The 26,702-nt window shown below is 54.6% G+C and carries 17 protein-coding genes and 1 riboswitch; of the genes, 6 read left to right on the top strand and 11 right to left on the bottom strand.

Annotated features, from left to right (window positions below; genetic code table 11):
• The first annotated feature begins 7 nt into the window (after window positions 1-7).
• Complete coding sequence (locus tag BHAP_RS02020; RefSeq protein WP_094729143.1) at window positions 8-886, top strand: MBL fold metallo-hydrolase; 879 nt, start codon at window positions 8-10, stop codon at window positions 884-886.
• Window positions 887-1,037: 151 nt separating this feature from the next.
• Here BHAP_RS02020 and amrS read toward each other — a convergent pair whose 3' ends face one another.
• The 9 genes from amrS to BHAP_RS02065 form a co-directional block, all read right to left on the bottom strand.
• Window positions 1,038-2,171, bottom strand: coding sequence for an AmmeMemoRadiSam system radical SAM enzyme (gene amrS / locus BHAP_RS02025; RefSeq protein WP_169713145.1), 1,134 nt, complete (start codon window positions 2,169-2,171; stop codon window positions 1,038-1,040).
• Window positions 2,168-3,802: an AmmeMemoRadiSam system protein B gene (amrB, locus tag BHAP_RS02030; protein ID WP_094729146.1), complete on the bottom strand. Its 1,635-nt coding sequence runs from the start codon at window positions 3,800-3,802 to the stop codon at window positions 2,168-2,170. Before amrB ends, amrS begins: the two co-directional genes overlap by 4 nt.
• A 213-nt stretch (window positions 3,803-4,015) precedes the next feature.
• A complete protein-coding gene (locus tag BHAP_RS02035; RefSeq protein ID WP_094729147.1) occupies window positions 4,016-7,156 on the bottom strand; it encodes an alpha-mannosidase in 3,141 nt (1,046 codons plus the stop codon).
• Between the two features lie 245 nt (window positions 7,157-7,401).
• The gene (locus BHAP_RS02040; RefSeq protein WP_244569248.1) at window positions 7,402-10,131 is read right to left on the bottom strand and encodes a glycoside hydrolase family 2 protein; all 2,730 of its coding nucleotides are present in this window, start codon (window positions 10,129-10,131) and stop codon (window positions 7,402-7,404) included.
• Between the two features lie 93 nt (window positions 10,132-10,224).
• Window positions 10,225-11,247 carry an ABC transporter permease gene (locus BHAP_RS02045; RefSeq protein WP_094729149.1) on the bottom strand — a complete coding sequence of 341 codons (1,023 nt, stop codon included), beginning with the start codon at window positions 11,245-11,247 and terminating at the stop codon, window positions 10,225-10,227.
• A 2-nt stretch (window positions 11,248-11,249) separates the two neighbouring features.
• Complete coding sequence (locus BHAP_RS02050) at window positions 11,250-12,233, bottom strand: ABC transporter permease (RefSeq protein WP_094729150.1); 984 nt, start codon at window positions 12,231-12,233, stop codon at window positions 11,250-11,252.
• On the bottom strand, window positions 12,230-13,087 hold the full coding sequence (locus BHAP_RS02055; RefSeq protein ID WP_211279663.1) for an ABC transporter ATP-binding protein: 858 nt from the start codon (window positions 13,085-13,087) through the stop codon (window positions 12,230-12,232). Before BHAP_RS02055 ends, BHAP_RS02050 begins: the two co-directional genes overlap by 4 nt.
• Window positions 13,071-14,033, bottom strand: a complete 963-nt coding sequence (locus BHAP_RS02060) for an ABC transporter ATP-binding protein (protein ID WP_244569250.1) — start codon at window positions 14,031-14,033, stop codon at window positions 13,071-13,073. The genes BHAP_RS02055 and BHAP_RS02060 overlap by 17 nt, the downstream gene beginning before the upstream one ends.
• Window positions 14,034-14,056: 23 nt before the next feature.
• Window positions 14,057-15,586, bottom strand: coding sequence for an ABC transporter substrate-binding protein (locus tag BHAP_RS02065; RefSeq protein ID WP_211279664.1), 1,530 nt, complete (start codon window positions 15,584-15,586; stop codon window positions 14,057-14,059).
• Between the two features lie 595 nt (window positions 15,587-16,181).
• Here BHAP_RS02065 and BHAP_RS02070 point away from each other — a divergent pair.
• The 3 genes from BHAP_RS02070 (at window position 16,182) to BHAP_RS02080 (ending at window position 19,893) form a co-directional block, all read left to right on the top strand.
• A complete protein-coding gene (locus tag BHAP_RS02070) occupies window positions 16,182-17,141 on the top strand; it encodes a serine hydrolase domain-containing protein (protein WP_094729152.1) in 960 nt (319 codons plus the stop codon).
• 272 nt (window positions 17,142-17,413) lie between these two features.
• Window positions 17,414-19,162 (top strand): ABC transporter permease, encoded by a 1,749-nt coding sequence (locus BHAP_RS02075; protein WP_094729153.1) that lies wholly within the window; start codon window positions 17,414-17,416, stop codon window positions 19,160-19,162.
• Window positions 19,163-19,218: 56 nt separating this feature from the next.
• On the top strand, window positions 19,219-19,893 hold the full coding sequence (locus BHAP_RS02080) for an ABC transporter ATP-binding protein (RefSeq protein ID WP_094729154.1): 675 nt from the start codon (window positions 19,219-19,221) through the stop codon (window positions 19,891-19,893).
• A gap of 52 nt (window positions 19,894-19,945) precedes the next feature.
• Here BHAP_RS02080 and BHAP_RS02085 read toward each other — a convergent pair whose 3' ends face one another.
• The gene (locus BHAP_RS02085; protein ID WP_094729155.1) at window positions 19,946-22,531 is read right to left on the bottom strand and encodes an ATP-binding cassette domain-containing protein; all 2,586 of its coding nucleotides are present in this window, start codon (window positions 22,529-22,531) and stop codon (window positions 19,946-19,948) included.
• A gap of 61 nt (window positions 22,532-22,592) precedes the next feature.
• A riboswitch (TPP riboswitch) is annotated at window positions 22,593-22,729 on the bottom strand.
• A gap of 217 nt (window positions 22,730-22,946) precedes the next feature.
• Complete coding sequence (locus BHAP_RS02090) at window positions 22,947-24,314, bottom strand: dipeptidase (RefSeq protein WP_094729156.1); 1,368 nt, start codon at window positions 24,312-24,314, stop codon at window positions 22,947-22,949.
• A 90-nt stretch (window positions 24,315-24,404) separates the two neighbouring features.
• Here BHAP_RS02090 and BHAP_RS02095 point away from each other — a divergent pair, with 90 nt between their 5' ends.
• Window positions 24,405-25,028 carry a DUF3043 domain-containing protein gene (locus BHAP_RS02095; RefSeq protein ID WP_094729178.1) on the top strand — a complete coding sequence of 208 codons (624 nt, stop codon included), beginning with the start codon at window positions 24,405-24,407 and terminating at the stop codon, window positions 25,026-25,028.
• Window positions 25,029-25,124: 96 nt separating this feature from the next.
• Window positions 25,125-26,648 (top strand): FAD-dependent oxidoreductase, encoded by a 1,524-nt coding sequence (locus tag BHAP_RS02100; RefSeq protein ID WP_094729157.1) that lies wholly within the window; start codon window positions 25,125-25,127, stop codon window positions 26,646-26,648.
• Window positions 26,649-26,702: the final 54 nt, after the last annotated feature.

Here is a 26,702-nt window from a genome sequence, read left to right on the forward strand (position 1 = left end):
GGAGCCCATGATGAAAATCAAACAACTCGGTACCGCAGCCGCAGAACGCATTCCCGGCATCTTCTGCACATGCGACCTGTGTCGTCACGCCAGTGAAGTCGGCGGTAAAGAGATTCGCACGCAATGTCAAGCCATCGTTGACAATGCGATCCTGCTTGATTTTCCAGGAGATACGTATTTGCATTACTTGCGTGATCGGTTCCCGCTGCCGAGCGTACGTTCACTACTCGTTACGCACTGGCATTCCGATCACTTTTATGGCGAAGATCTTGCGTTCCGCATGGATGGTTACGTTATCAACAATCCCACACCCCATCTCGAAGTCTACGGCTCTGAAACCGTACATGGATTCCACGAGCGCGCATTTTTCCTCGAGCAACGCCATGACGAAGAGCATATCTCGTTCACTACTGTTCGTCCCGGTGATGACTTTATTGTGGCCAGCTCACCAGATAATCAACACTCAAATGAAGAACCACGGCGATACACTGCACATGCGTTCGAGGCCGCTCACGGTCATCACGCCGCAGATAGTCTCTTCTATTCCTTAAGCGACGGCGAGCGCACGTTATTGTATGCTCACGACACTGGCTGGTTTCCAGATAATACGTGGGCTGAGCTCGAGCGAGTTGGCGGTCATTATGATTATGTGTCGCTTGACTGCAATCATGCGTTGCATGGCGTATCACTCAGTATGCACATGAATTTTGAGGATAACTTGCGTGTACGTGACCGTATGATTCAACTTGGTATTGCTGACGAGCATACTATTTTTGTCGCTAATCATTTTTCACATAATGGGCGCACCACACAAGCTGAGATGGATGAAGCCGCTCGTAAGGAAGGTTTCATCAGCGCTTACGACGGCATGGAAATTGACTTCTAGTGTTCACGACCTGCAGATCAGGCACATTGTGGGCATAGGCTGTTCATGACGCGCTGACAAGTCATGGATTCGTGAACAGTCTATGCCCACAGTGGGTCCGCACTGGGATTGTATGACCACGCTGGGTTTTACAGAACCCACTACCGCGCGACTACCGCATGGGGATGCGCCAGCTGCGCCGGCCAAACCCTTGGAAATCAGCCGTAGTATCCCACCGGCCGGGAATTACGCAGCCACACTCCGGGCATCGTCCATCTGCGGTCAGCCTGTATGACTCGATCTCATACCAGTCGCGCACGATCAACGTACCCCCGCACTGCGGACACCATGTTGTGTCTCCATCTTGGTCGGTCACGTTGCCGGTATATACGAACCGCAACCCCTCCCCTATCGCGATATCGCGAGCGCGTGTGAGCGTATCAAGCGGCGTGGGCGGTACGTCACGCATTCGATAATCGGGATGGAACGCAGAGAAATGTAGTGGCACATCGCGTCCGCAGTGTTCGCGAATCCATACGCATTCAGCATGTAGCTGCGCATCGTCATCGTTATATCCGGGGATGAGCAATGTGGTCAATTCCACCCAGACATTGGTTTCATTGCACACGTATGCAATGGTGTCGAGCACATCCGCCAGATGCGTGCCGGTAACATTGCGATAGAAGTCTTCGGTGAAGCCTTTGAGATCAATGTTTGCAGCGTCCATTACTCGGTAGAAGTCTGTTCGCGCTACAGCAGACATGTATCCGGCCGTGACAGCGATCGCGTTCACGCCAAGTTCTCGGCATGCTTCGGCTGTATCGATTGCATATTCAGCAAATACGATCGGATCGTTGTAGGTGAACGCAACCGACCGCGCACCGTAGTCAACTGCCGTGCGTGCGATGCGTTCAGGACTTGCTTCGACGGCGAGCGTACTCCATTGACGGGATGTGGAAATCGACCAATTTTGACAGTATCGGCAGGCCGAATTACAGCCGGCGGTACCAAAGCTGAGTACTGACGAGCCGGGATAGAAATGGTTGAGCGGTTTCTTCTCGACTGGGTCCATTGCAAATCCGGAACTTCGTCCGTATGTGTCGAGCACGATAGTGCCGTCGTGATTAGATCGTACGAAGCAGAAGCCTCGTTGGCCGTCACGCAAAGTGCAATGTCGCGGGCACACGTCGCAACATACGCGACCGTCTGCTAGCCGATGTTGCCAGCGGCCGATAGCTTGCGGCGGCAGTGAGGTTACGCTGGTCGAGGTTCCAGCAGCGGTGGTTGTGCTGCTTACGTTTGTCATGATTGTTCCTCGAACGCATGCACAGTGTACCGGCTGCATTCCACGCTACCGTCTTGCCAATCGTAACGTGGCGATAATCCAGCTTTGCGCAACAAGTGAGCGACAAAATCGTGACTATTGGGCAGTTCCTGCCATACTTGTGGTAAGAACGTAGCACGATGACCATGCCAGTCGTCAATAATGAGTCCGTCCACGCCCGGCCGTAGCGCATGTTCGAGCGCAGCACGCGAGCCGACGCGCATCGGTTCCGGCTTAGAGAGTACTGATACTTCAATATTCAGTTGCGCAAATTCATCGGCATCTACTGGCATGAATCGTGGATCGCGTACGGCAGCGTCTACCGCATGTTCAGCTACGTCGCGTCCGAGCGGACGGTAGGCTTCGATCGTACCGATGCAGCCGCGCAAGTTTCCATGTTCGCGTAGCGTGACGAAACTCGCACCGGGCTGGTGGAGCCATGCGTGAGCTGCGACGATATCAGCCGCAGTCGGTTCACTGGGATCGTTCACGCCGAGATATCGCGCAAGTGCAGTGCGTGCAAGATTGATGAGAATAGTGCCTGCATCGGCTGGAAGACTACTGTTATCACTGTCGTTTGAGTGCTGCTGATCGCTGATGACTGTGTTTGTTGCGATGTCAGCCGCATCATTATCCGTGTCACTAGACGTGCCAGTTTCTGACGTTGCGTCTTCCCACACGGCAAATGAAGCATAGCCCACAACCGGCGTATCAGGCTCAGCCATCGCAGGTCGGTCAGCATGCACACCATCTGCGGCAGCGAGCGCAACGTCACCGTCGTCACCGGATGTTGCGCATCCAAGGAATCGCACAGGCAACCCTTTACGTAAGCATGCGTCGAGCAGTCCATTGACTGGGTACGCACCACACGCTCGGTTGGGTCGAATTGGCAGGTCACGAGTGGCGATCCGTTGGATTGTTTCATCGTCTAGTTCTCGCCCTTCGTAGTGCGGATGATAGTGGGACAGATCAGAGCTAATCACGATCACGGTTTCTGGACCGCCCCACAGTGCGCGGATGACGTCACCGACTTCACGAGGAGACGCGTCACCGGCATTCATCGCTACGATGGTCAGATTGTCGCCGAGTACGCGCTGTAAGAATGGTATTTGTACTTCGACTGCATGTTCGCGTGCGTGAGTTGCGTCGTTGATGCTCAGTGATGGTACAGTTGCGAGTGCTTGTTGTTCTGCATCGTGATCAACGGGAACGGTGCCGAGTGGTGTGGCGAAAGCAGATGCGGTTGGGCATGCGATGCCGCGAACTGGCACGCGATGTGTTGGACCGATAATGACCGCGCGATGAATAGTGCCGCGACCGCGTTCGAGTAATGCGTAGGCGAGTGCGGCAGTTGTACCAGAGTATACGTATCCTGCGTGCGGCACGATGACGGCTTTCGGTGCGCCAGCTGGCAATCGGTGTGCGAATCCCGTATCGTGTAGTAGGCCTCGCGCATAGTCGAGTTGTTCATCGATGAGTGAGCGCAGCTCGTGTGCGTCGGCGGGATAGAATGCACCAGCTACTGCCGCTGGGCGTATAGCGGCGTGCTCTGGTAGTGTACGATCCGCGCCGGGAAACCGATTCTCAACCCCATTATTAGTGAACCTCATCATAGACAACCACCCCCGCTATCTATGATAGGCGTTTGTATCATGCCGTTAGATAAACGAGGATGTTGCCGATAGGAGAGCCAATACAACGCGCACAAAGCGCGTTCTAAATTGCAGGGCGAGCTGTCTCGCGAAGCGGTTGAAATCTCAGCTCCCCTTGGGGAGCTGAGATAGGGCCGCTTCGCGAGACAGCTCGACTTGCATTATCGACGCGCACTACGCGCGCGAGATGCGTAGCGTGGCGAGTTGGAATGGGCCGAGGTGAAGTGTCGCGCCTTCGGCCGGCTGACCGGCGTCGCCGGCGAGAGCGATTGGCAAGTCATCGGCAATTGCTTCGCCTTCAAGCACGTTCGTTTCGCGAATCGTTGCGCCTTGCAATACACCGCCGAATCCGTCGTTCACGTGTACGGTTGCAGTTGCGCGACCGCCAGCTGATTCGTAAACGCGCGCGATCAGATCACCGGACCCGTCGTCGGCGAGCTTAACCCAGTCCAGCACAGCCGTGCCAGTCTCATTTTCGACACTTACGAGCGGCGCAATATCAGGCACGTCGTGCAGTTCGGGAGCGTTCATTGTCGCAGCCGCGTCGAGCGTACGCTCGATCGTCGCATCGGCAACAACCGCCCAGTTGTAATCATGACGACCGATATCAGTGCGCGGATCAGGATAAACCGGCGCGGATACCAGCGACAGACGGAACATAGTGCCGGAGCCAGTGCCGAGCGACGCATCCGCGTTGATCGGCGCAGCATCGGAACCGTAAATAGAACCGTTGACAACAGCCGCTGCATATCCAGCTTCGTTGAATATTGCGAATCGGTTAGTGCAGTTTTCAAACTTCGCTTCGTCGGAGGCACTGTTCTTGACGATCGGTCGAGTGACGAGTCCGTACTGGCAGTCGTATGTCGCACGGTCGGCGACGATTGCCAGCGGCACATCGACCTTAAGGAAGCGCTCCCTAGCTTGCCAGTCAACACTCGTATGGAAGTCGAGCTGACTTGCGCCGGGACGCAACGTAATCGTCGTGTCGATAACCGTGTTGTCTTCTTCCGTACGCACAGTAATCGTTGCCGCACCGTCAACAACGTCAGCCGAAACGATTGAACCAGTCAGATCGTGACGTACGAGTAACGACTCGCGTTCGATATCCCACGCATCCCATACGGCTGGCTCATCTTTCATCAGTTCGTAGCGACCGATGCGAGCGCCAGAAGGTACTAGTTCGCGACCGTTCTTCTCGTCGATCAGCGAGGAGACAGTACCATCCGTTTCGATCGTTGCTGAAATCACGCCGTTGGAGATACTCACGCGACCGTCATCAAGCTTGGTGAGCAACGTCGGCAGCGCATCGCCGCGATCGTCAACCAGACGCACGTGCCACGACAGTCCATCCGCATGATACTGGCTGATACGAGCGGCAGGCAACACATCCGCGTTCGGATTGGATGCGCGAAGTACTGCGCACGCGTCCGCAGCAATATCAGCAAGCCGCTTCAAGTCACGTGCATAGTTTGCGCGCGCTTCGCGATGCACCCACGCAATACCAGAGCCAGGCAGAATGTCGTGGAACTGGTCGAGCAGCAGCGTCTTCCAGATACCATCTATTTCCTCACTCGGATACGTGTACGTCGGATCAGCGAGCGTCGCGGCAGCACCAAGATACTCAACCGTACGCAGCAACGATTCTTCAGTACGGCAACCGCGCTTCATATCCTGCTGCGAGGTGAGCGTACCACGATGCAGTTCGAGATACAGCTCGCCCTTGTACGTTGGCATTTCTGGGCCAGCATTCTCCTCAAGCTGCGTACGCGCCTTGTCGAAGAACTCGTTCGGGCCTTCGAGCGTTACGCGCGATACGCCTTCGAGATTCTTGTAACGATGCAGATGCTCCATCATGTTGCGCGTAGGACCGCCGCCGCCATCACCGAAACCGAAGAGCAAGAGCGAACGGTCAGCGAGATCTTTGTCTTGGAAATTCTTCTCGGCGTAAGTCAACTCTTGCACATTGCACCATGCTGCGTACGTGTCGGACGGCGGGAAATGCGTGAAGATTGACGTTCCATCAATGCCCTGCCACATGAACGAATGATGTGGGAACTTTGTGGTGTCGTTCCACGAAATTTTCTGAGTGAGGAACCATTCGTAGCCGGCACGACGAGCAATCTGCGGCCACGCGCCGGTATAGCCGAAGCTATCGGGGAGCCAAATGCCCTTCGGTTCAACGCCGAGATGCTCCTTGTAATAGCGCTTGCCGTAGCTGATTTGACGAATGAGCGACTCACCAGTCGGCAACATGCCGTCGGATTCTACCCACATGCCACCAACCGGAATGAATCGGCCTTCCTTGATACGTTCAAGCATGCGCTTGAAAATATCTGGATGATCTTCCTCAAGCCACGCATACTGCTGTGCTGAGCTCATCGCGTACTGATAGTCAGGATCAATATCCATGAGTGCGAGTGCATTCGCAACCGTGCGAGCAACCTTGCGGCGCGTTTCGCGCACTGGCCACAGCCACGCAGAATCAATATGTGCATGACCAACTGCACTCACGTTCATAGCAGACGCGTTCGCAGGCTTAGCGAGCACGCCAGCGAGTTCAGCACGAGCTGCAACCACCGAGTCAAGATGTTGCTCATCGAATACGTTAAGCGAACGCTGTAACGCTTTAGCAAGCTGCCAGTAGCGAGGTGTATCTTTATCGCCCTGTTCCATGAGCTGGATTACAACATCGAGATCAACACGATAGTCTTCAAACCGCTGGTCAAATTCGGTGAGATTCGCAGACTTGAAGACGTACGGTTCTTCTGGCTTGCCTGTAGCATGGTCGCCAAGCTCGGTTTCTACGAACGGTGGAACGCCAAGGATTAACGGATTGCTGGCAGCTTCGAGATAGACCGTGAACGTGCCATCCTCGGCGACTGGAACTTGCGCGTTACCGTCTGCATCCATAAACGGCACCCATGTGTTTAGCGGATGGACAGCCTTGATAGCAGTACCGTCAGCGCGATAGACAAGTCCTTCAATATGACCACCACATGAATGCGGATACCAGCCGAGGTCAATGACCAGTTCGAGCGGACGACCATCTTTCGGATAGCCAGCTGGTACGCGACCAGTCAAACGGAACCAAACAGTGCCCCATGTGGTGCCCCATTCATGACCGAGTTCAAACGGTGTGAAATTAATTTCACCGCGATTGAGTTTGTCAAAGAACTCGTCGGTCGGCATTGGCTCGCCGGGAATGTCAAATGATTCAACCGATAATGGAGTCACGATCGGGTGAACATAAGGCTCTACGCGCTGGCGAAGAACGCGTTTGCCGCGGTTTATCTGCGCTTCAGGTTTGAGGTACATTATCGCCTTTCACTTCCTTGTGTATGTACTTATATGTTTTTCTGCCGAGCATGCTCAGGCATGGCCTTTGGACCTGTCATCCACCCTACGGTCGACGGCAGACAGTTGTTTCCACCGTTAACTAAAGCGGTTTAGTACTATATTGCCATACGACACACAAAAGTCAAAAAACCGTGTGTGTTCCCCTGCACACGACACAACCATGGGCGCGGCTCCTATTCTATAAAGAAGCCGCGCCCATTGCCTCAACGATGACGCAAATCGTTGGCGCTGCGCAGCACGTTCGGAGCCGTGAACCGATCAGGAGCGTCGACAACCGGCGAACAGATATGTAGCACGAGCTCCTCCCCTGCCAGCAAAGAGATCATGCCATCATCTACTGATGCTGTATCACACACCTTGTCCACCATACAAAACAGATCACGCACATATGAAGTCGCACGAACGCTTAGCAGATATCCATCTGCGTTTGCTGACGCCTCGATTGTGGTTTCTATCGCATCGGAGTGCAACCGCTGGTCAATAACATCAACCGGATCATAGATCACCCGATCGAAGGTCAATGACGCACTACCATCACCATTGAAGAAATCTGCCACGATGATCTCGTTCGACACGTCGTCGAACTGCGCCACGGTATCAGGAATCTCCACATGTACCGCATCATGTGCCCCGACTGCACATGTAAGATCAGCCTCAGCCAGCACTGTCCCATCCAACATTGTGCGCCGCAACGACCATGTACCGTCGACAGAGGTCATACCATCATTGACGACATGCAACGATATTCCGTCCGGTTCAGGTTTGATGCCGGGCCATGCAGCAGCAAGACGAGTTTCAGACACAGACTGTTGAATGGTGGCGAAGTATGGTGCGTAGGCTCGTTTTGATGCATACCACAACGGCTTACGATGCCCATCGTAGTCAACAGCCGACCATGAGATCACTGGCCAGTCATCATTAATTTGCCAAATGAGGATACCCGCGTTCACTGGTTCCAGCGAACGCATATGGGCAATGGCGAAACGCACGGCCTGTGCTTGCTGCAACTGTGCTGCCCAATGCCAGTCCTCGATATTATCCCAGCGGTCAGTATCAATCAGCCATCGAGCACCACCTTGCGCGGACCAGTCCATGTCATCAAATGAACCAGGCGTCAAGTGGGAACGCATGCCACGTGCGATCTTGTAATTGCCAAGATTTGCCTTCTGATGAGCCAGCATTTGCGGTGAGAATGGGTCCATGACCTTGTCATGTACCACTCGAGTCAGTGTGCTCCATGCCGGCGGTCCTTGATATCCAAACTCATCAGCGAACCGTGGTGTATAGTCGGCGTACTTGCGATAATCGGCACTGTTCCATACATCCCAGATGTGAATAGTGCCATCTACATCAGAAGATTGCGCGGCATGCTTATTAAAGCTCATTGGTGAACTCGGTAGATACAGTCGCGTTGGATCAAGCTGATTGAGCAGCTTTGGAATTACCGTATCGTAATATAGCTCACCCCACGGCTTCTCGCGCCCGCCGTAGGCGTCCGGCGCACGGTCTTCGTCGCGCAGTCCCTGCCGGTAGTCATCCCACTGCGCGTACGCAACATAGTTCTCGTTGGAGCCATTCCAAATCACGAGGCTAGGATGCGAGCTCAAGCGGACGATCTGTTCGCGAGCCTCGTCCTCGACCTGCGCGACCATGTCAACTTCTTCAGGATACATAGCGCAAGCAAACATGAAATCCTGCCATATGAGCATACCCTGTTCGTCGGCGAGCTCGTACAGGTCGTCGGATTCGTAGATGCCCCCACCCCAAATGCGCAACATATTAGTATTTGACTCGATAAGATCGCGCATGAGACGCTTATAGTCATCAGCGGTGACCTGTGAAACAAACACCGATGCTGGTATCCAGTTGTAGCCACGTACATGGATTGGCTGCCCATTGACAATTAACTGGAACGGACGTCCAAGCTCATCAATGGATGTATTCGCGCGAACAGAGCGGAAGCCAATCCGACCGTGCCATCCGATCGAATAATCATCAGAGTGCAACGCCACCGGTGTGACAGAAATATCATACAGAGGCTGACCACCGTATCCGATAGGCCACCACAAGTCAGGTTGATTCACATCTAACCGAATCCGGAAGGTGGTTCGGTCTGCAGGAACCGTGATGCGTTGTTCGATATGCGTATCGCCATGGTCAACACAAATGTCAAGATCAACTGGCATTTTGTCCGCATACGGATGCATCATATCGGTCACACGACCGGTGTCAGCTCGTTCGATCGAGCCTGCAATATCGAGAGTGCCACAATCAGCTTTGCCAACATCAGCTAGTTCAACATCTACAAGTGGCCGAATATCATACACTCGCACACCCGACCATGATTCAATGGCAATGGGCTGAATGATGCCTGCACTCGGCACAGCAATACCCCAATCCCAGCCAAATCCGTAAGCTGGCTTGCGAATTTGATTAAAGGCAAAACGTTCGGCGTGCGGATAAAATCCGCGCCGGTGCTCCAGTTCGTCGGTCACAGCTACCGGTGACCGGAACCGGACCGTGAGTAAGTTCTCCCCATCACGCAACATGCCTCGCACATCCCAACGGTAAGTGCGAAAAGCGTTCTCCACGGCGTCGACCAACTGTCCGTTCAAGGTCAGCGTCGCGATAGTGTCGATACCGAGCGCAACTAGGTCGTGCCGAATGGCACCGTCGTCATGCCAATCGAACCGACATTCGTACCGCCAGTCGATATCTCCGATCCACTGCACCGCCACCTCGTTGTCAGCGTCGAACGGGTCGGGGATTAAACCAGCATTCAGTAAATCCACTGCAGCCTCGCCGGGAACGCTCGCGGAGATACCGCAGGCAAGCCTTTCGCGTAGCGCAGTGGGCGCAGCTTCGAGATTGTCGGCGAATAGTGTCCATCCAAAGTCGAGCGTCTGCGTATTCACTGGGTTAAGGATCATCATTGCTCCTTGCATAGTTCCTATGTGGCGTATAGCTAACGTTGATATGGTTCGCTCCCTCCTCGCCACCAAGGCTAGGGGAGCGAACCGGATTGGCTACTTCTTCGTGGATGCCGCGCTGGACAGCTGGCCGACCTTGGCTACGCTGGAGCGCGGGTTGAATCCCTTCTTGCGCATCGCTCGGGCAAGTTCGCCGGCCGAACGAAGCCTCGGGTTGACGTACTCGTCGATGCCGAAGTTGATCAGCGACAAAGCCATGCCGAGCACTGCAATGCACAGGCCAGCCGGGATATACCACCACCAGTAGTTCGGAAACGCGCCGTTCTGCTGAGCCCAGTAGAGCACGGTACCCCAGTTGAGGTTAGTGATCGGGATCACGCCAACAAACGCGAGCGTCGTCAGGTTCAGGACTGCTGCGTTGACGGTACCTACAAAACTCGACGCGATGATCGACATGAGGTTTGGTAGCATTTCCACGCAGATGATGCGCCAGATAGGCTCACCGTTGGCCTTCGACGCTTGTACGAAGTCACGGTTGCGCAGCGACAGCGTCTGCGCACGCAAAACTCGCGCGCCCCACGCCCAGCCTGTCACCGCCAGCACGGCCGCGATGAGCAGGATGGATGGGTTGTCGAACTGCGAGGCCACGATGATAAGCAACGGCAACTGCGGAATAACGAGGAACACGTTGCTCAGCGCGGATAGCGAGTCACCCTTCCACCCGCCGACGTAACCAGCGGTGACACCAATGATTACGGACACGCAGGTGGCTAGCACGCCGACCACTAGGCCGACAACAAGCACACCACGAGTACCCCAGACGATCTGTGAGAACACGTCCTCGCCCATGTGCGTAGTGCCGAGCCAATGCTTGCCGCTCGGTGGCTGCAGCAGAGAGGTGTAGTCTTTTTCCAATGGATCGTATGGCGCGATGATCGGCGCGAAAACCGCGATGATTGTGAAGAACAGCATGATGCACAGGCCGGCGATCGACTTAGGGTTGCGGAACATCGCAAACGAATGCATCAATCGGCTCAGGATGTGCTTGAACTGCCTTTTGCGTCGTGATTCTAAGGCGTTGGATGTGACGGAGGCCTTGTGTGTTGCGGTCGCGTTCATAATTACTCCTCCGATTGGCGGGTACGCGGATCAAGAATCGCATAGGCTACATCGGCGAGGATATTCGCGATGAGCACCGTGAGCGTGATGATGAGGAACAGTCCCTGCATCAACGGATAATCCTTGGAATTCGTCGCGTCAAGCAGTAGCTTGCCGACGCCGGGATACGAGAACACCAGCTCCATGACGAGCGTGCCACCGACGATGAAGCCGAGCGACATGGCGAAGCTCTGCAGCTGCGGCAACACAGCGTTGCGCGCCGCGTAGGCGAGCATGACGCGCTTGGGACGTAGTCCTTTGGCCTCAGCCACGGTGATATAATCCTCATCAAGTACAGTGACCATTTGGTTGCGCATGCCGAGAATCCAGCCGCCGAGCGACGAAAGCACGATAGTGACAATCGGTAAGAACCCGTGCGCAATCACCTGCGATATGAAGTCGAACGTTAGGCTCGGCACAGCTCCTTTGTCATAGGCATGCGAAGCGGGGAACCATCCGAGCGTGTTGGAGAACACCGACACGATGATCAGACCCATCCAGAAGTACGGCACGGCAGACAGGAACGTGGTGACCGGCACGATCGCGTCAGCCTTGCTGCCGCGTTTCCACCCGATGTACGCACCACCGAGCGTACCAACCGCGAACGAGATGATTGTAGCGATGCCCACCAAACCTATCGTCCACGGTAGCGCATTGCCTATGACTTCGGTAACTGGTGCCAGTCCCTTCGAGAACGACTCACCCAGATCTCCCTTAAACAGCAGCACCCAATAATCGAAATACTGTTGTATAAGCGTCTTGTCCTCATCAAGGCCAAACAAGGTCTTGAGGGATTCGACTGCCTCAGGGCTGATCTGGCCCTGATGCTGGTTGATGTAGGCAGAGACTGGATCACCCTTAAGCATACGTGGCAAGAAAAAATTGATAGTGATGGCCGCCCACGCGGTGAAAACGTAGAAGATAGTCTTACGAATCGCGTATCTCATGAGCGAGCTCCTTCCTTGGCTTGTTCCTCAGCGACATATCGCTCGAAGAACCGTTTCGGGTTCGGCGACGCGTCGCGAAGCCTTCTGGTGTAGTCCTGCTGCGGGTTGAGGATGACGTCGTCGGATGGGCCGCGTTCAACGATCACGCCGTGGTTGAGCACAATCAGCTCCTGACTGAAGTATCGAGCAGTGGCCAGATCGTGTGTAATGTACAGCACGCCGAGATTGTCCTCCTTCTGTAGGTCAGCCAACAGGTTGAGCACACCGAGGCGCAGGGAAACGTCAAGCATGGAGACCGGCTCGTCGGCCACCAATAGGCGCGGTCGAGAAGCCAACGCGCGCGCGATGGCCACACGCTGGCGCTGTCCGCCGCTCAACTCGTGCGGCCGACGGTCGATCACCGCCTTCGGATCAAGACGCACGCGTTCGAGCAGACGCACGACCTCGTCGTCCACTTCGCCCTTCGGCACAACGTGGTCGAGCAACAGTGGTCGTTCAAGATGATGACGGATCGTGTGGTAGGGGTTAAGCGAGGCGAACGGATCCTGAAACACCATGCGCAGAATCTGACGGTAGGAGCGCAAGTCATGTCCCGAGCGCGGGATCGGCTTGCCGTCGAGTAGTACCTTGCCTTCAGTCGGTGTCTCGAGCTGCGTGAGGATTTTCGCGATCGTGGATTTGCCCGAGCCTGACTGCCCTACCAGTCCAATGATCTGTCCGGATTGCAGCTCGAAGTTCACGTCATCGAGCGCAAGAAAGTCACCTTTGCCGCGCACGTGGTACTTCTTGGTAACATGCTGGAACTCGAGCTTCCAGATATGCTCGCGGTCGGCACGGTCATGCAGTCCGCTCATTTGCGCTCCCTCCTTTGCTGTCGAGATTGTCGTTATCGAGTCCAGCCGTACCATACGAGAACTCGCTGCGATCGCCAGTCAGGCTCGGGAACGAGCTAAGCAGCCGCTTAGTGTAGTCCTGCTGCGGATGGAAGTAGATGTTGCGTGCCGTGTCAGTTTCGATGATCCGTCCGTGGCGCATTATGGCGATACGGTCAGAGATTTCGAGCAGCAACGGCAGATCGTGAGTGATGAAGATAACAGAGAACCCAAACTTGTGGCGCAATTCAGTGATCTGCGTAAGAATCTCGCGCTGCACCAGCACGTCGAGTGCAGTGGTCGGTTCGTCCATGATCATCAAGGTCGGCTTCAGAGCGAGCGCCATAGCGATCATAACGCGCTGTCGCATGCCGCCGGACAGCTCGTGCGGAAAGGAACGGATGCGGTCGGCCCCCACGCCAACGATATCGAGCAGTTCGCAGCATTCCTTGCGGATGTCAGCCTTGTTCATGCCCGGTCGGTGCGTGGTGAATACATCGGCGAGTTGCTTACCGATGTTACTGACGGGATTGAGCGCGTTCATAGCACCCTGAAATACCATCGACGCCTTGTCCCAGCGAAACGCTCGCATCTGATCGGCGTTGAGGTCGTTGATGAGCACGTCACCATCCGTGTCGTGCAGGATCGTGATGCCGGAAGTAATGACAGCGGGCGGTTTAAGCAGGCGCTGCACAGCATAGGCCAACGTGGTCTTGCCGCATCCGGATTCGCCGGCCAACCCTAGCACCTCCCCACGGTGCAGTTCCAGCGAAACGTGCTGTACTGCCTGAACGGGCGGATCGACGTCGTATTCGACGCTAAGGTCGGAAATAGAAAGAAGAACATCATCGTTCATTGGGTTGCCTTTCGTGCGGAAACCAGTAGACTGAAGGCGGCCGCGCTGACCGGCGCGGCCGCCTTCAGTCATCGGGTCGTCATTGGTCGTGTGACTTACTTAACGGCCTTCAACTTCGCGAGGATGGACACCATCGTGTACAGCGTCGGGTTCGGCGACACATACGGATTGTCGTCATCCGGCCAGCCAGTGAACTTGCGCGTGTTGTACTGTGCAGTATCTGGACGGTTACCGAGCGAGATCGCGGGGACATCCTCGACCCAGATGGTCTCGATCTCTTCGAGTGCCTTCTGGCGTTCTGTCTCGTCCGTGGTGTTCGCGTAGGTATTGAGCGCCTCAGTGGCCTGCTCATTGTCATACCGACCGAAGTTATAGGAGGCAGCCTCACCGACCGGCTTGAGCCAACGGCCGTCCATCACGTCACTGTAGAAGTCGTACGCAGTATTGCCAGTATCGATCCAATGCAGAATCGCACCGAATTTGCCGTTGTTCACGTTCTCAGTCCATGTGTCGGAATCCGGGGTCTTGACGTTGACATCAACGCCGAGTTCCTTAACCTCGTCAGCAATCAGAGAGATACCGGTGACGTAGTCGGTCCAACCCTGAGGTACAGAAATCTCAAAGGAGACCACCTCACCGTCCGGGTCGATGAGCTTGTCACCTTGATAGCTATATCCGGCGTCGGTGAGAATCTTCTTGGCACCGTTGACATCAACCTTGGTCTCTTGGCCCTTGTACTTGTCGATGATAAACGTGTTGCCGGCGGTCGGCAGACCAGTCACGGAGGTGATCGGATCGACGATGCCCTCACGGGCGATTTGCGCATGCTTAGCACGGTCGACGACCATGTTTACAGCCTTGCGGAATGCGACGTTGTTGAACGGCTTTTCGGCGGTGTTCAAGTACATCATGTCGACACCCATCGTGGACGGTGCCCAGTTCTTGTTATGTTCCTTGTCTTTGTTGATGTATGCGGTCTCGACGTTCGGTGGCTGGCTGATCTGAGCCCAGTCGACATCACCGCTGCCCAGTGCATTGAGCAGCATTGTGTTGTCGTTGAACGACTGCAGGTAAAGTGTTTTGACCGCTGGAGTACCACCCCAATAGTCGTCGCGAGCCTCAAGTGTCACAGCTTCTGTAGAGAATTGCTTGAGCTTGTAAGGACCAGTGCCCATGAGATCGATGTCCAGCGCGGTAACGTCGTCAAGCTTCTCCCAGACATGCTTAGCGACGATCGGCTTGGTGAGCACCTGCGAGGTTTTAACAAACATGGACTTCTCGAATTCGACCGTGGCCACGTTGCCATCAACCGAGGTTCCAGTCACACCGATCGCGTTAAGATCCAGCTCAGGGTGATCCACGAACAACTGGTAAGTATAGGCGATATCCTCGGCAGTGAAGTCCTCGCCATCCGCCCATTTCACACCGTCACGGGCGGTGAATTTTACACTCTTATAATCGTCAGACCACTCGATATTCGAAGCCAGCCACGGCTCCGGGTCCTTGGATAGATCGACAGCGTTGACGATCGCCACGGGCTCGTAGACCGGTGCTGTCGCAATAACAGTCATGCCACTAGTAAGGAACGGGTTGAACTGCTTGGAGCTTATCGTACCGTTCGGCATACCAATAGTTAGCGATGCATCACTGCCTCCAGAGCTTTTATCACCCCCCCCCCGCATGCAACCAGCGATAAGGATACCGCAGCAACAGCAACAGCTGAAGCTATTTTTCTCAGCATAGGTCTCATATGAGACTCCTCCCCTAAGTCCAATCGAACATGCAGTTATCCTGCCGACAACACCCATGTCATCAAATTCGATTGTTATGGCTTCACTTTCCTGCACACTTCATAGTGTGCATTGTATTCACTGCGTTAACAATGAATACAGACCTAACTATATAACATCAACATCTAAAGTCAAAGAACACTTCATTTCCTTTTCGGCGTTTCTTTTCAAAAACAACCAATCCTTCTGCGTGTTGCAATCTCAACATTTTGACAACACGCACAACATTAATTACCCTATGGTAGTTAGCCTATCAATCAAAAAATGTACTGTTTAAAATCTGAGTCGATTTTCAAGATAAGAAGCAAAGTAGTCCAATTACACTTTCTCTAAGCGAAGAAAAACCAAGCAAACTCAGTAAGCAATATATCACCCAGTTTGGGTGTAGCATAACGAGTAATTGTTAGTTACAACGAGCAAAGGTGCCATTATGGGTGATCGTAGTGTTAAGAGCCTATTTGACGATTTTGTACAGTACGCAAGCGAGCACGGACTGCCGATTGAGGCGTTAGCCATAGGCGACGAATCACATGTGATCGCCGAGCATCATTGGGTAGCTGATCGACCGCGTAGCATTTACTCGCATACGAAAAGCTACACATCTACAGCAATCGGCATCGCGATTGATAACGGGCTTATGTCGTTAGATGACCTACTTATTGACACAGTTGCTGATGAGTTGAGCGTTACTGAACTCAATCAACTTGATCAGCGTATTCAGCAGATCACGTTGCGCGATCTGCTGGTTATGTCGAGCGGGTTTGGCGGCGCATTCTTAATGATTAACGAACGTCGTAAAGGTGAAGGATGCCCCGATTTTCTGCGATACATGCTCGCAAAACCAGTTACCGCCACGCCGGGGGCACACTTCTGTTACTCGTCAGCTGATACATATCTCGCTGGTCGAATGCTTGAACACGCCACCGGCGAGCGGCTTGGTGAATATCTGTGGCAACATGTATTCAATCCTCTCGGGCAAGGCTGGCCGATTTGGGAGCATGATCCGAAAGGTCATGCGATGGGCGGCAGCAGTATCGAAATGACAATCACGTCCATGATGAAGATCGCACAAGTCTTCCTTAACGAGGGTGTATGGGCACCGACCGGTCAACGGATTGTCAGCGCCGATTGGGTGAAGCAGGCCAGCTCCAAGCAGATCGATACGCCGACTGGTCATCATGATGACGGGTGGTCATGCGGATACGGTTATCAGTGGTGGATGTCACCATACCCGAAGTCCTATCGCGCAGATGGTGCGTTTGGGCAAATTAGCACCGTGCTGCCCGAGCAAGGACTCGTGGTCGCTATTCAATGTCCGGAAGGTGACGGTTGGGAGCGAGTCGTGCGTCATGAGCTACACGAGCGTCTTCTGACGCCGCTGACCGCATAGTATCCGGTATCAGATGTTCCAGATGCGTTGACTACCCTTCAGCTACGCTGACAAGGGAACTAAGAACGTAGCGGGTAACAATTATCGTTGCTTGCCGACCGTCGGCCACATTCAGCTGACGATCAGCAAGTTTCCAAGAACATTACACAAGGAGAAAAGTCTAAGTCCAGCAGCACTGCAGGTCATGTCCACAAAACAGCAGTTTTATGGACACTATCGAGCCGCCCAAGTTCGGCTCCTACTCATCAAACAGCAGTAGCAAAGGACCACGCATGTTCATAATACGAAACGCATGGCGAAACGTCATACGCAACAAGGGGCGCAATATTCTCATCGCCATCATCGTCGCCATCATCGCAGCAGCCGCCACGATCGGTCTTGCTATTCGTCAGGCCGCAGTTACCGCACGCGAAACCGGTCTTGAGAACACCACTATCACCGCGCAAATCAGTTTCGACCGAAGCAAAGCAATCAGCGAGCTACGCGAATCATCAAACTCATCTGACAGTTCCAACTCATCGTCAGACAGCAGTAGCGCACCAGACTTCGACGCAATGCGCGAAGCCATGAGTGACAAGCAACTGTCGTTATCCGATTACGAGACGTATGCGAAAGCATCCAGCGCAGTTAAGTCGACGTACTACACCGAAACCGCATCGTTAGCAGCAACTGACGATTTCCAGCCGGTTGAAGATTCGACGTCTTCGTCAACAAGCGACTCATCAAGTGACTCGTCCAGCAATTCGTCGTCTTCCGATAACGGCAACTCATCAGACAACGCACAACAGCAGCCTGACGGGGACATGGGCGCAGGCCGCGGCGGAGACATGGGCGGCATGACTATGACCTCCGGCGACTTCTCCCTCGTCGGCTTTTCCTCCGATGAAGCAGTCTCCAACGCCGCAAACGGCACGTTTACGATGAGCGACGGCGAAGTATTCGGCTATGACTCCGATTCAGACGGCAACGTCATTATTTCCAAGGAACTCGCTGATTTCAACAACTTGTCAGTTGGCGACACGTTCACCGTCGAAAACGCTACCGACGACTCGACGACGTATACGCTTACTGTTGTCGGCATTTACGAAAACGATACGGAATCGTCTAATCAGATGGGCGGTCCGATGCGATCGACCGCGTCTGACCCAGCGAACGCGATTTACACGTCCATCTCACCCCTCAAGTCGCTTGGTCTCGACGCTGACTCTACCGTTTCGTCAACCGACTCGAACGGCAACACTACCGAAACTGCCGCAGCACAGCTGAGCTATACGTACGTATTTGCCAGCAAGGACGATTACGAAACGTTCACTTCCGATGTGACGAAGGCAGGACTGAGCGACGATTACACCGTGTCTTCAGCGGATGTTGAACAGTACGAGTCAAGCCTCGTGCCATTAAATAATCTCGCGCAATTCGCGTTGACGTTGCTATGGATTGTGCTCGGCGTGGGTGCAGTAGTACTCGTGGTGATCACGTTGTTTAATGTGCGCGAGCGCAAGTACGAAGTGGGTGTGCTTACGGCGATCGGCGTGAAGAAAATCAAGGTCGCAGCACAGTTCACGTTCGAGCTGCTGGTCGTTACGATGATCGGTCTAGCGTTGGGCGCTGCAGGTGGCGCGATTGCGTCAGTACCAGTGTCGAATCAGCTGCTTGCGGCGCAAGTCGAGCAGCAGGAGGCACAACTGACAAGTCAAAACGCACAGTTTGGACGTGGTATGCAAGGTCCGGGAGCTGCGGGAGAAGCGACCTCTGGCAACAACGATAGTTCATCTGCTGACTCCAGCAACTCGTCTGATTCTGCCGCAAACAATGCCCCAAGTCAGCCGAGCGGAAACGGTCCGCGCGGCATGATGGGTCAAGCTGTGAACTACGTTTCTTCAGTAAACGCGACGGTCAGTCTCAAGGTGGTAGGCCAATTGCTGCTGATCGGCCTTGGCTTGACACTAATTGCCGCACTCGTAGCTGTGGTCTTCGTGATGCGGTACGAACCGCTGCAGATTCTCGCTGATCGTTCGTGACCGCGATCATCAATCATCGTTTTCCGTTATCAACAGTTTGTAAGGAGTCATGTATCATGACTGAATCAACCCCTATTCTCGAACTCGACAACGTCAGTTATTCGTACACAAAAGGCGGTAAGAAAGTACTGCACAGCGTCAATCACACATTCCGTACCGGAGAGGTAACCGCAGTTACCGGCCCATCTGGCGCAGGCAAAACTACGATGCTTTCGCTGATTTCTGGCCTCACCTCCCCCACTGAAGGTCGAGTCGTATACAACGGTAAAGACCTTGCGAAGCAGGATCGGTACGATTATCGCAGTCACGATATCGGCGTGATTTTCCAGAGCTTCAACTTACTGCCGGCGTTGACGGTGGCGGAAAATATCACGTTATCGATGGATGCTTCAGGCAAGAAGTTTGACCGTCCAAAGAAGGATATTGCAGTGCGTTTGCTTGAACAGGTCCATTTGCCTGCTGAATATGCAAACGAGCGGATTCTGCACTTATCCGGCGGCGAGCAGCAGCGTGTGGCGATTGCACGAGCGTTGAGTTACGACCCGAAGGTCGTGGTGGCAGACGAGCCGACCGGCAATCTTGACATTGCCACGCAGGAAGATATTATGTCGATTTTCCGCGCGTTGGCGCATGATGAGAATCGTTGCGTGATTATTGTCACGCACAGTCCCGAGGTCGCGGCCGCATCGGATGAGGTGTTTGAACTCGCCCCGCTGCGGCGGCATCGCTGATTGTGTCATGGCTCCCCTAGCAAGGGGGGCCGAGAACAACGTTAGGAACAAGCTACGAGAGTAGCGGCTGGTTCCAGAAGCCGGTTGTGATGGCGACGATCAAGGCGAATACGGGCACAACTACAGCGATCACATAGCCAAGTCCGTCAACCGGATGCAATTTCGATACGCGTGCTGCAGAACGCGGCTGATCGCCACCGAATCCGCGCGCTTCCATTGCAGTAGCGAGCTTGGTAGCACGACGAATCGAAAGTACCAGCAAACTGAATGCCTGTGCTATAGCGCGTCTAACCGCACCCTCGTCTCCGAGTCCACGCGAGCGACGCGATAATCCAAGCGCACGCCAATCATCCTGTAATAGCGTGAACATGCGCATGCCTGCTAAACCTCCATACACGAACCGTGATGGTAAATGCACAAGTTGCACAAGACCATCCGCAAGATCGGTTGGGTCAAGACCGAGCGCCAAGATTACCGACGGCAACGCGATAGCGAGCACACGCAGGAACATGGCACACGCAAGATAGAACGAGCCTTGAGTGATATTAATTGCTCCAAAGTGCAGGTATGTTGCGCCGGATGCTTGACCGTAAAGTGCGATCGAAATAAACGCACCTGCCGCACCAATCCAAACCGGCCATGTTTTACGAGCGACGGTTAAAGGATTAACGCCACCAATCCACAACAGTATGAATTCAATGCCAAGCGCCACCGATGCACTTACCACGTCAAGACTGAAAAACATGGGGATACACATGAGCAGTCCCATTGCAAAACGTGTGACCGGGTTGAGTTTGGCAATAAACCATGACGGAGATGCCGGGCGCGCGGTTTCCGTGCGATCGGACGGTGGCGTGACGCGGACGACTGGTGTGGCTGCGGTTGCACGCACCGTGGCATCGTCAGCAGCCTCTGCGTTGGCAACATCGGCAGTACTAGCACTGTCTGCACCAAGTCTTACGCCAATGTCATCCCTCGCACCACTGACATTGCTAATGCCATTCACGTCAGAATCGTTCTCCGGCGTCACCATGACACGGCACGCGCCGAGCGCTTCAACGAGCGGCTCATCGTGGGTAACCATAATCACTGCAGAACCTTCGTCACGCGCGATGGCAATCAACCGTAGCATTTCCGTCCACGTAGCAAAATCTTGCCCGAATGTAGGCTCGTCCATAATGAGTACGCGAGGTGCTGCAGCCAACATTGATGCGACAGATAAACGCCGTTTTTCACCGCCGGAAAGCGTGTACGGATTCGCAGGTGCGAACCGAGTCAAACCGAGCCGGGCAAGCATATCATCCGCAATACGATTTGCTTCCTCGTCGCTTTTTCCCATCGATTTTGGTCCGAGCGCTACCTCCGCACGCACCGAACCGGTCGCAAACTGATGTTCGGGTTCCTGAAAAACCATGCCAACACGGCCAAGCAGTTCACGGCTCGTCCATGCGTGCGGGTCATCGCCGCGACCATCGGGCACCATATCCGCGCTAACACGCACATGACCGGCAAGTGGCGGTAATAATCCAGCGAGCGTTAATGCGAGCGTGGATTTACCAGCACCGTTTGGCCCCATCAACGCATATACCTCGCCACCGTAGAACGACAAATTCACATGCTCACCGAGTGGCTTGCCACGACCGAACGAAAGATCGTCGGCAATAAGTAATGGCTCAGGTGAGCAGACGCGTGCTTGTACCTGCGGGTCACGATCGCGCGCGGCAAGCGGTTGCAGAACGCCGTCCGCATCGCGGTATGTGGTCGGAATACGTCGTCCGGGCACCCATGCACCACCGGCGGCAAGCACATCGCCCATTGCAGCGAACACTTCGTCAGGAGTACCGTCAGCGATCACACCGCCAGTATGGTCGTCTGCGGACACACCGTCGCTATCACCACTAGACTCTGGTTTGCCGAGCACAATCACACGATCAATAAGATCAAGCCACACGTCAATATGATGTTCAACAACGATCATCGTCTCATGCGTCCGCTCAAGCACTTGGCGAACCGCGTCATGCACTTCACGCACGCCAGCTGGGTCAAGATTTGCGGTCGGCTCGTCAAGCAATAACAAGCCCGGATGCATAGCGAGCACACCGGCGAGCGCAAGTCGTTGACGTTGCCCGCCAGACAGGTGTTGCGTGGACCGGTCGAGCGCGATGTCGTCGAGTCCTACAATGTCGAGCGATTCGTGCACGCGTTGCCAGATTTCATCGCGTGGCACGCCGAGGCTTTCGCAGCCGAACGCAGCATCGTCACCGACTCGTTCGAGGATGATTTGCGAGTCTGGGTCTTGTAAAACCAGTCCAGATCGACCGCGTGCCTGTCGTGCGTCTACGCTGTCGATCGTAAGCGAGCCTTCTTCTTCACCATCGTCAGCTCCGCCGAGTACGCCGGCAAGCGCGGCCATCAAGGTGGATTTGCCGGCGCCCGATGCGCCGAGGAGTAAGACGCGTTCGCCCGGTTGAATGTCGAAGTTGACGTGGCGTAATGCGAAATCACGCCGGGTAGTGTGTCGCCATCCCCAGTCGCGCGCGCTGACTGCGGCAGCAGGCGCGGCTGCTGCACTCATCATGTTCGCTGGTGCGTGTGCGGCAGCAGGAGGTGTGTCTATTGTCGTATGAGCACCAGTCATTAATGCGCGCCTTTCCTCTGGGACGTTGGCGCAATAAACCGCGCGCAACGCACATGAACAAGGCACGGGAATAGCGACGTCCGTGCGCCGGTATTATCCGGATTCACGTTCAATCGGTCAGGGATTATCCCATCTCAGCCATGTCGGCGCAGTCGGCATTCCGTCATTGAACCGCGCATAGCTCCCGTGTCAACGCCACGAGCATACCGTATTCCATCGTCGAACGAAAGATCACCGGTTTTTGAAAAAGCGGAATAACTGTGACTCTCGTATCGTCAATCCGTATAGCATTCACAACACACGCGAATGAACTGGACTGGCACAGTTTATTCATCTTGGGTCAGGGTTCATAACCGGTTTGTGTGTAAGGCTCTTGCACCTTTGCATGAGCCTTACACACAAACCGAGAACCCTTTTACTTGCCGAGCTTGGCGAGTAGGAGCGCTTCGGTGATGATGTTGTGTTTCAAACCGTAGAGGCTGATGGACTCGTTCGGGCTGTGCGCGTTGGCTTTCGGATCTTCCGGGCCGGTGACGAGCACTTGTGCGGACGGGAAGATGCGCTGCAGTTCAGGAATGAACGGAATAGAACCGCCTTGACCCTGATTGATCGGTTCAACGCCGAACGCTTCCCGCATCGCTTCGAGAGCGTCACGCGTAGCTTCCGCGTTCGGGTCCATCGCCCAACCCATGCCATTGTCTGTAGGTTCAACTTCGACTTCAGCACCAAACGGCGCGCGTGCACGCAGGAAGTCGGCGAGCGCGGCTTGTGCTTCTTCTGGACGCTGGCTCGGCGCAGTGCGCAACGACAGGCGGAAACGAGTTTCCGGGCTGATCACGTTGAACGAGCCGTCAACCGGATGCGCGTCAAAACCGATCACCGTCAGACTCGGTTTGGTCCACAGTCGCGCCGCGAGCGAACCAGTGCCGGCAAGCTCATAGCCGTCAACCACGCCTGCATCAGCTCGTACGCCAGCTTCGTCTACGTCCTGCTGTAATCCACCAACCGGCTCGTCAGCAGCAATACCAGGCACTGCAAGATCACCGTTCTCGTCATACAGCGAGCTAATCAGCATCGCGGCGAGCGTGTTCGAGTCGAGAATCGGGCCACCATACTGTCCAGAGTGAACCGGGTGCGTGAGCGAACGAACAGTCACATCTACGCCAGTGTTACCGCGCAGCGAAGTCGTCAACGACGGGATTTGCGCAGACCAGTTACCCGAGTCGGCGACAATAATCACGTCAGAGTCAAAATCATCGCGATGACTTTCGATGAACGGGATGAAACTAGCCGATCCCATCTCTTCTTCACCTTCGATGAACACCTTGATATTCACGCTAAGCGCATCGCCAAGCGCATGCAACGCACCACAGTGAATCGCAATACCACCGCCATCATCGGCAGAACCGCGACCATACAGTCGATCACCAATCGTAGTGGCGACAAACGGGTCCGTATCCCACGCCGCCTTATCCGGCACCGGCTGCACGTCATGATGCGCATACAGCAGCACAGTCGGCGCGTTTGGGTCAACAATATGCGAACCAATAACCTCCCACGCGCCCGGCGTGCCGTCCGGATTGTGCGATTGAACAACCTGCGCGTCAATACCAACCTTGGCAAGCTCAGCGGCCACAAACTCAGCCGAACGCTTCATATGCTCGCCGGTAATACCATGCGCAGAAATAGATGCGAGCGCAATCTTCTTGGAAAGTACGTCGAGAATGCGGTCAAAGTCGGCGTCAACACGCGAACGAATGTCGTCTACAGACAGAACGGTCATAATGCTCCTTGTATCTCGTGCGAAATCGAGTATCACCAAGCCATTGTAACTGGCCGAACGCGTCGATACGTGGCCGTAGTGTGGACTGTCATGACATGGAATCCGTTCAAGAAAGAAGACTCGCAAAAGCCGGTTGAAGAAACCACTAAGGCTGAGTCAGCACCTGCGAAATCACCGCAGGATAAGAAGGGTCGTCCTACTCCGAAGATGAAGCAAGCGCAGGCCCAGAATTTGCGTCCGCTTGTGCCGGCTGATCGTAAGGCGAGTGCGAAGGAAGCTAGAGCTCGTCTGCGTGCGCGTGAAGACGCTGAGTATGAGGCAATGCAGAAGGGCGATATTAACCATATGCCGAAGGCAGAGCGTCTGCCGTGGCGTATTTACATTCGCGATTATGTGGATGCTCGTTTTAATTTGGGTGAGTTCTTTATTCCAGTGGCAATCGTGATCATGTTTGCGTCGATTCTCGTGACCACGGTTGTGCCGCAGCTGTCACTGCCGATGATGATTCTCATGTATGTGTATCTGTTTGCGGTGATCATTGATGTGTGGCTGATGTGGCGCAAACTGAAGAAGAAGCTCATTGAGAAGTTCGGTGAGCGTTCTGTTGCCAAGGGTATGCGTTCGGGCACGTACGCGTGGAGTCGCGCAATTCAGGTGCGCCGGTGGCGTTTGCCGAAGCCGCGTTATCCGAAGCGCGGGCATTTCCCTGAGTGATCGTTGATGGCTCCCTGTTGGGGGCCATTTTCGTATGTGCGTAAGATGTACTGCGCAGCATTGTATAAGCGAGCGCAAAGCAAGGAGGCAGAACATATGGGGACGGCTCAATCCTTTGATATCGCAATCATCGGCGCGGGTCCGGGCGGCTATTCGACAGCGTTGCGAGCCGCGCAACTGGGCAAATCTGTCGCGCTGATTGAACGCGACGCGACGCTTGGCGGTACGTGTTTGAATCGCGGATGTATTCCATCGAAAGCGCTGATTACTGCCACACATACGATTGATACCGTGCATCGTGCAGCTGAGCTGGGTGTGAACGCGTCTGTGAATGGTATTGATTTCGGACGTTTGCATGATTATCGACTTCATATTGTTGACACGATGACTAAAGGACTTGCTGGACTGCTTGCGCATCGTGGCGTGACGGTATTTCACGGTGAAGTTACTGCGATAAGCACGCCCGGTGCCGCCGGTAACGCAGACAATGCTGGCACGTTGCGTATCACCGGTGCAAACGGCTCCCCTGTCGAACAGTTTGTTCGCGCCGGAGTCGCACAACCGCTCGAATCAACCGTTACGATCAGCGCACGCAATATTGTTATTGCGACCGGTTCTCGACCGCGACCGCTACCCGGTATTGATTTTCGTGGCGCACTTATCGACTCCACACAGGCGCTTGAGCTCGATGAGTTTCCTGCCAGTGCAGTCATTATCGGCTCTGGTGCGATCGCACTCGAATTCGCATCCATGTGGTGCACAGCAGGCTGCACTGTGACACTGCTCATTCGCAAGGATCGTGTGCTATCAAGCTGGGATCGGCGAGCAGCCGTCACGCTAACTCGTGAACTCAAACGTCACGGTGTGACGATTCTTACACACACGAATGTCACACAAGTTGATACCGGCGCTAATCTTGGCGCAACAGTACATTACACGAGGCAAGTCAGCGATAGCGAACCAGCCGAACAGCGCACGGTTTGGGGAGAAATCGCATTGGCTGCAATCGGTCGCGATCCAATTACGGACGATGCTTGGCTGACTCAATCGGGAATCCAATTCGATAACGCAGGTATGGTCGTCACCGACCCATACGGCCGCACTAACCTGCCCGGCGTATGGGCGATCGGTGACATTACGGAAGGTCCAGCGCTGGCTCATCGTGCGTTTGAGCAAGGTATTGTCGCAGCCGAAACGATCTGCGGTCTCACTACTCGTCCCGTTGACGACGCAACTGTACCGCAAGTCGTATTCTCCTCGCCAGAAGCGGCAAGTGTTGGGCTTACACTCGAACAAGCGCAGGCCCGAGACGATCTAGATAGCGTGAGCGAAACAGTGTATCCGATGCTCGGTAACGCACGCATGCTCATGTCTGGGTCGGCCGGCTCACTGTCGATTGTGTCAGGTGCGTACACGTCCAATCCTGACGTATCAGTCGTGCTTGGTGTGCATATTATTTCACCGATGGCATCGGATCTTATTGCGGAAGCTGAACAGATTGTCGGCAATCGAGTGCCATTGCATGATGCGGCGCGACTGATTCACCCACATCCTACGTTCTCCGAAACGCTCGGTGAGGCACTACTGAAAGCAGACGGGCGCCCACTCAACACGCGGTGACGACGCGGGATACTGGTAAAATATCGAAATAGTGTGTCAATCGTTAACGTCAAG

The sequence above is a fragment of the Bifidobacterium hapali genome, assembly GCF_002259755.1.
Classification (GTDB): domain Bacteria; phylum Actinomycetota; class Actinomycetes; order Actinomycetales; family Bifidobacteriaceae; genus Bifidobacterium; species Bifidobacterium hapali.

Coding starts and splice junctions, on each gene's coding strand:
- BHAP_RS02020 (WP_094729143.1), top strand. CDS start 8: ATGATGAAAATCAAACAACTCGGTACCGCAGCCGCAGAACGCATTCCC.
- amrS (WP_169713145.1), bottom strand. CDS start 2,171: ATGACAAACGTAAGCAGCACAACCACCGCTGCTGGAACCTCGACCAGC.
- amrB (WP_094729146.1), bottom strand. CDS start 3,802: ATGATGAGGTTCACTAATAATGGGGTTGAGAATCGGTTTCCCGGCGCG.
- BHAP_RS02035 (WP_094729147.1), bottom strand. CDS start 7,156: ATGTACCTCAAACCTGAAGCGCAGATAAACCGCGGCAAACGCGTTCTT.
- BHAP_RS02040 (WP_244569248.1), bottom strand. CDS start 10,131: ATGATGATCCTTAACCCAGTGAATACGCAGACGCTCGACTTTGGATGG.
- BHAP_RS02045 (WP_094729149.1), bottom strand. CDS start 11,247: ATGAACGCGACCGCAACACACAAGGCCTCCGTCACATCCAACGCCTTA.
- BHAP_RS02050 (WP_094729150.1), bottom strand. CDS start 12,233: ATGAGATACGCGATTCGTAAGACTATCTTCTACGTTTTCACCGCGTGG.
- BHAP_RS02055 (WP_211279663.1), bottom strand. CDS start 13,087: ATGAGCGGACTGCATGACCGTGCCGACCGCGAGCATATCTGGAAGCTC.
- BHAP_RS02060 (WP_244569250.1), bottom strand. CDS start 14,033: ATGACTGAAGGCGGCCGCGCCGGTCAGCGCGGCCGCCTTCAGTCTACT.
- BHAP_RS02065 (WP_211279664.1), bottom strand. CDS start 15,586: ATGCCGAACGGTACGATAAGCTCCAAGCAGTTCAACCCGTTCCTTACT.
- BHAP_RS02070 (WP_094729152.1), top strand. CDS start 16,182: ATGGGTGATCGTAGTGTTAAGAGCCTATTTGACGATTTTGTACAGTAC.
- BHAP_RS02075 (WP_094729153.1), top strand. CDS start 17,414: ATGTTCATAATACGAAACGCATGGCGAAACGTCATACGCAACAAGGGG.
- BHAP_RS02080 (WP_094729154.1), top strand. CDS start 19,219: ATGACTGAATCAACCCCTATTCTCGAACTCGACAACGTCAGTTATTCG.
- BHAP_RS02085 (WP_094729155.1), bottom strand. CDS start 22,531: ATGACTGGTGCTCATACGACAATAGACACACCTCCTGCTGCCGCACAC.
- BHAP_RS02090 (WP_094729156.1), bottom strand. CDS start 24,314: ATGACCGTTCTGTCTGTAGACGACATTCGTTCGCGTGTTGACGCCGAC.
- BHAP_RS02095 (WP_094729178.1), top strand. CDS start 24,405: ATGACATGGAATCCGTTCAAGAAAGAAGACTCGCAAAAGCCGGTTGAA.
- BHAP_RS02100 (WP_094729157.1), top strand. CDS start 25,125: ATGGGGACGGCTCAATCCTTTGATATCGCAATCATCGGCGCGGGTCCG.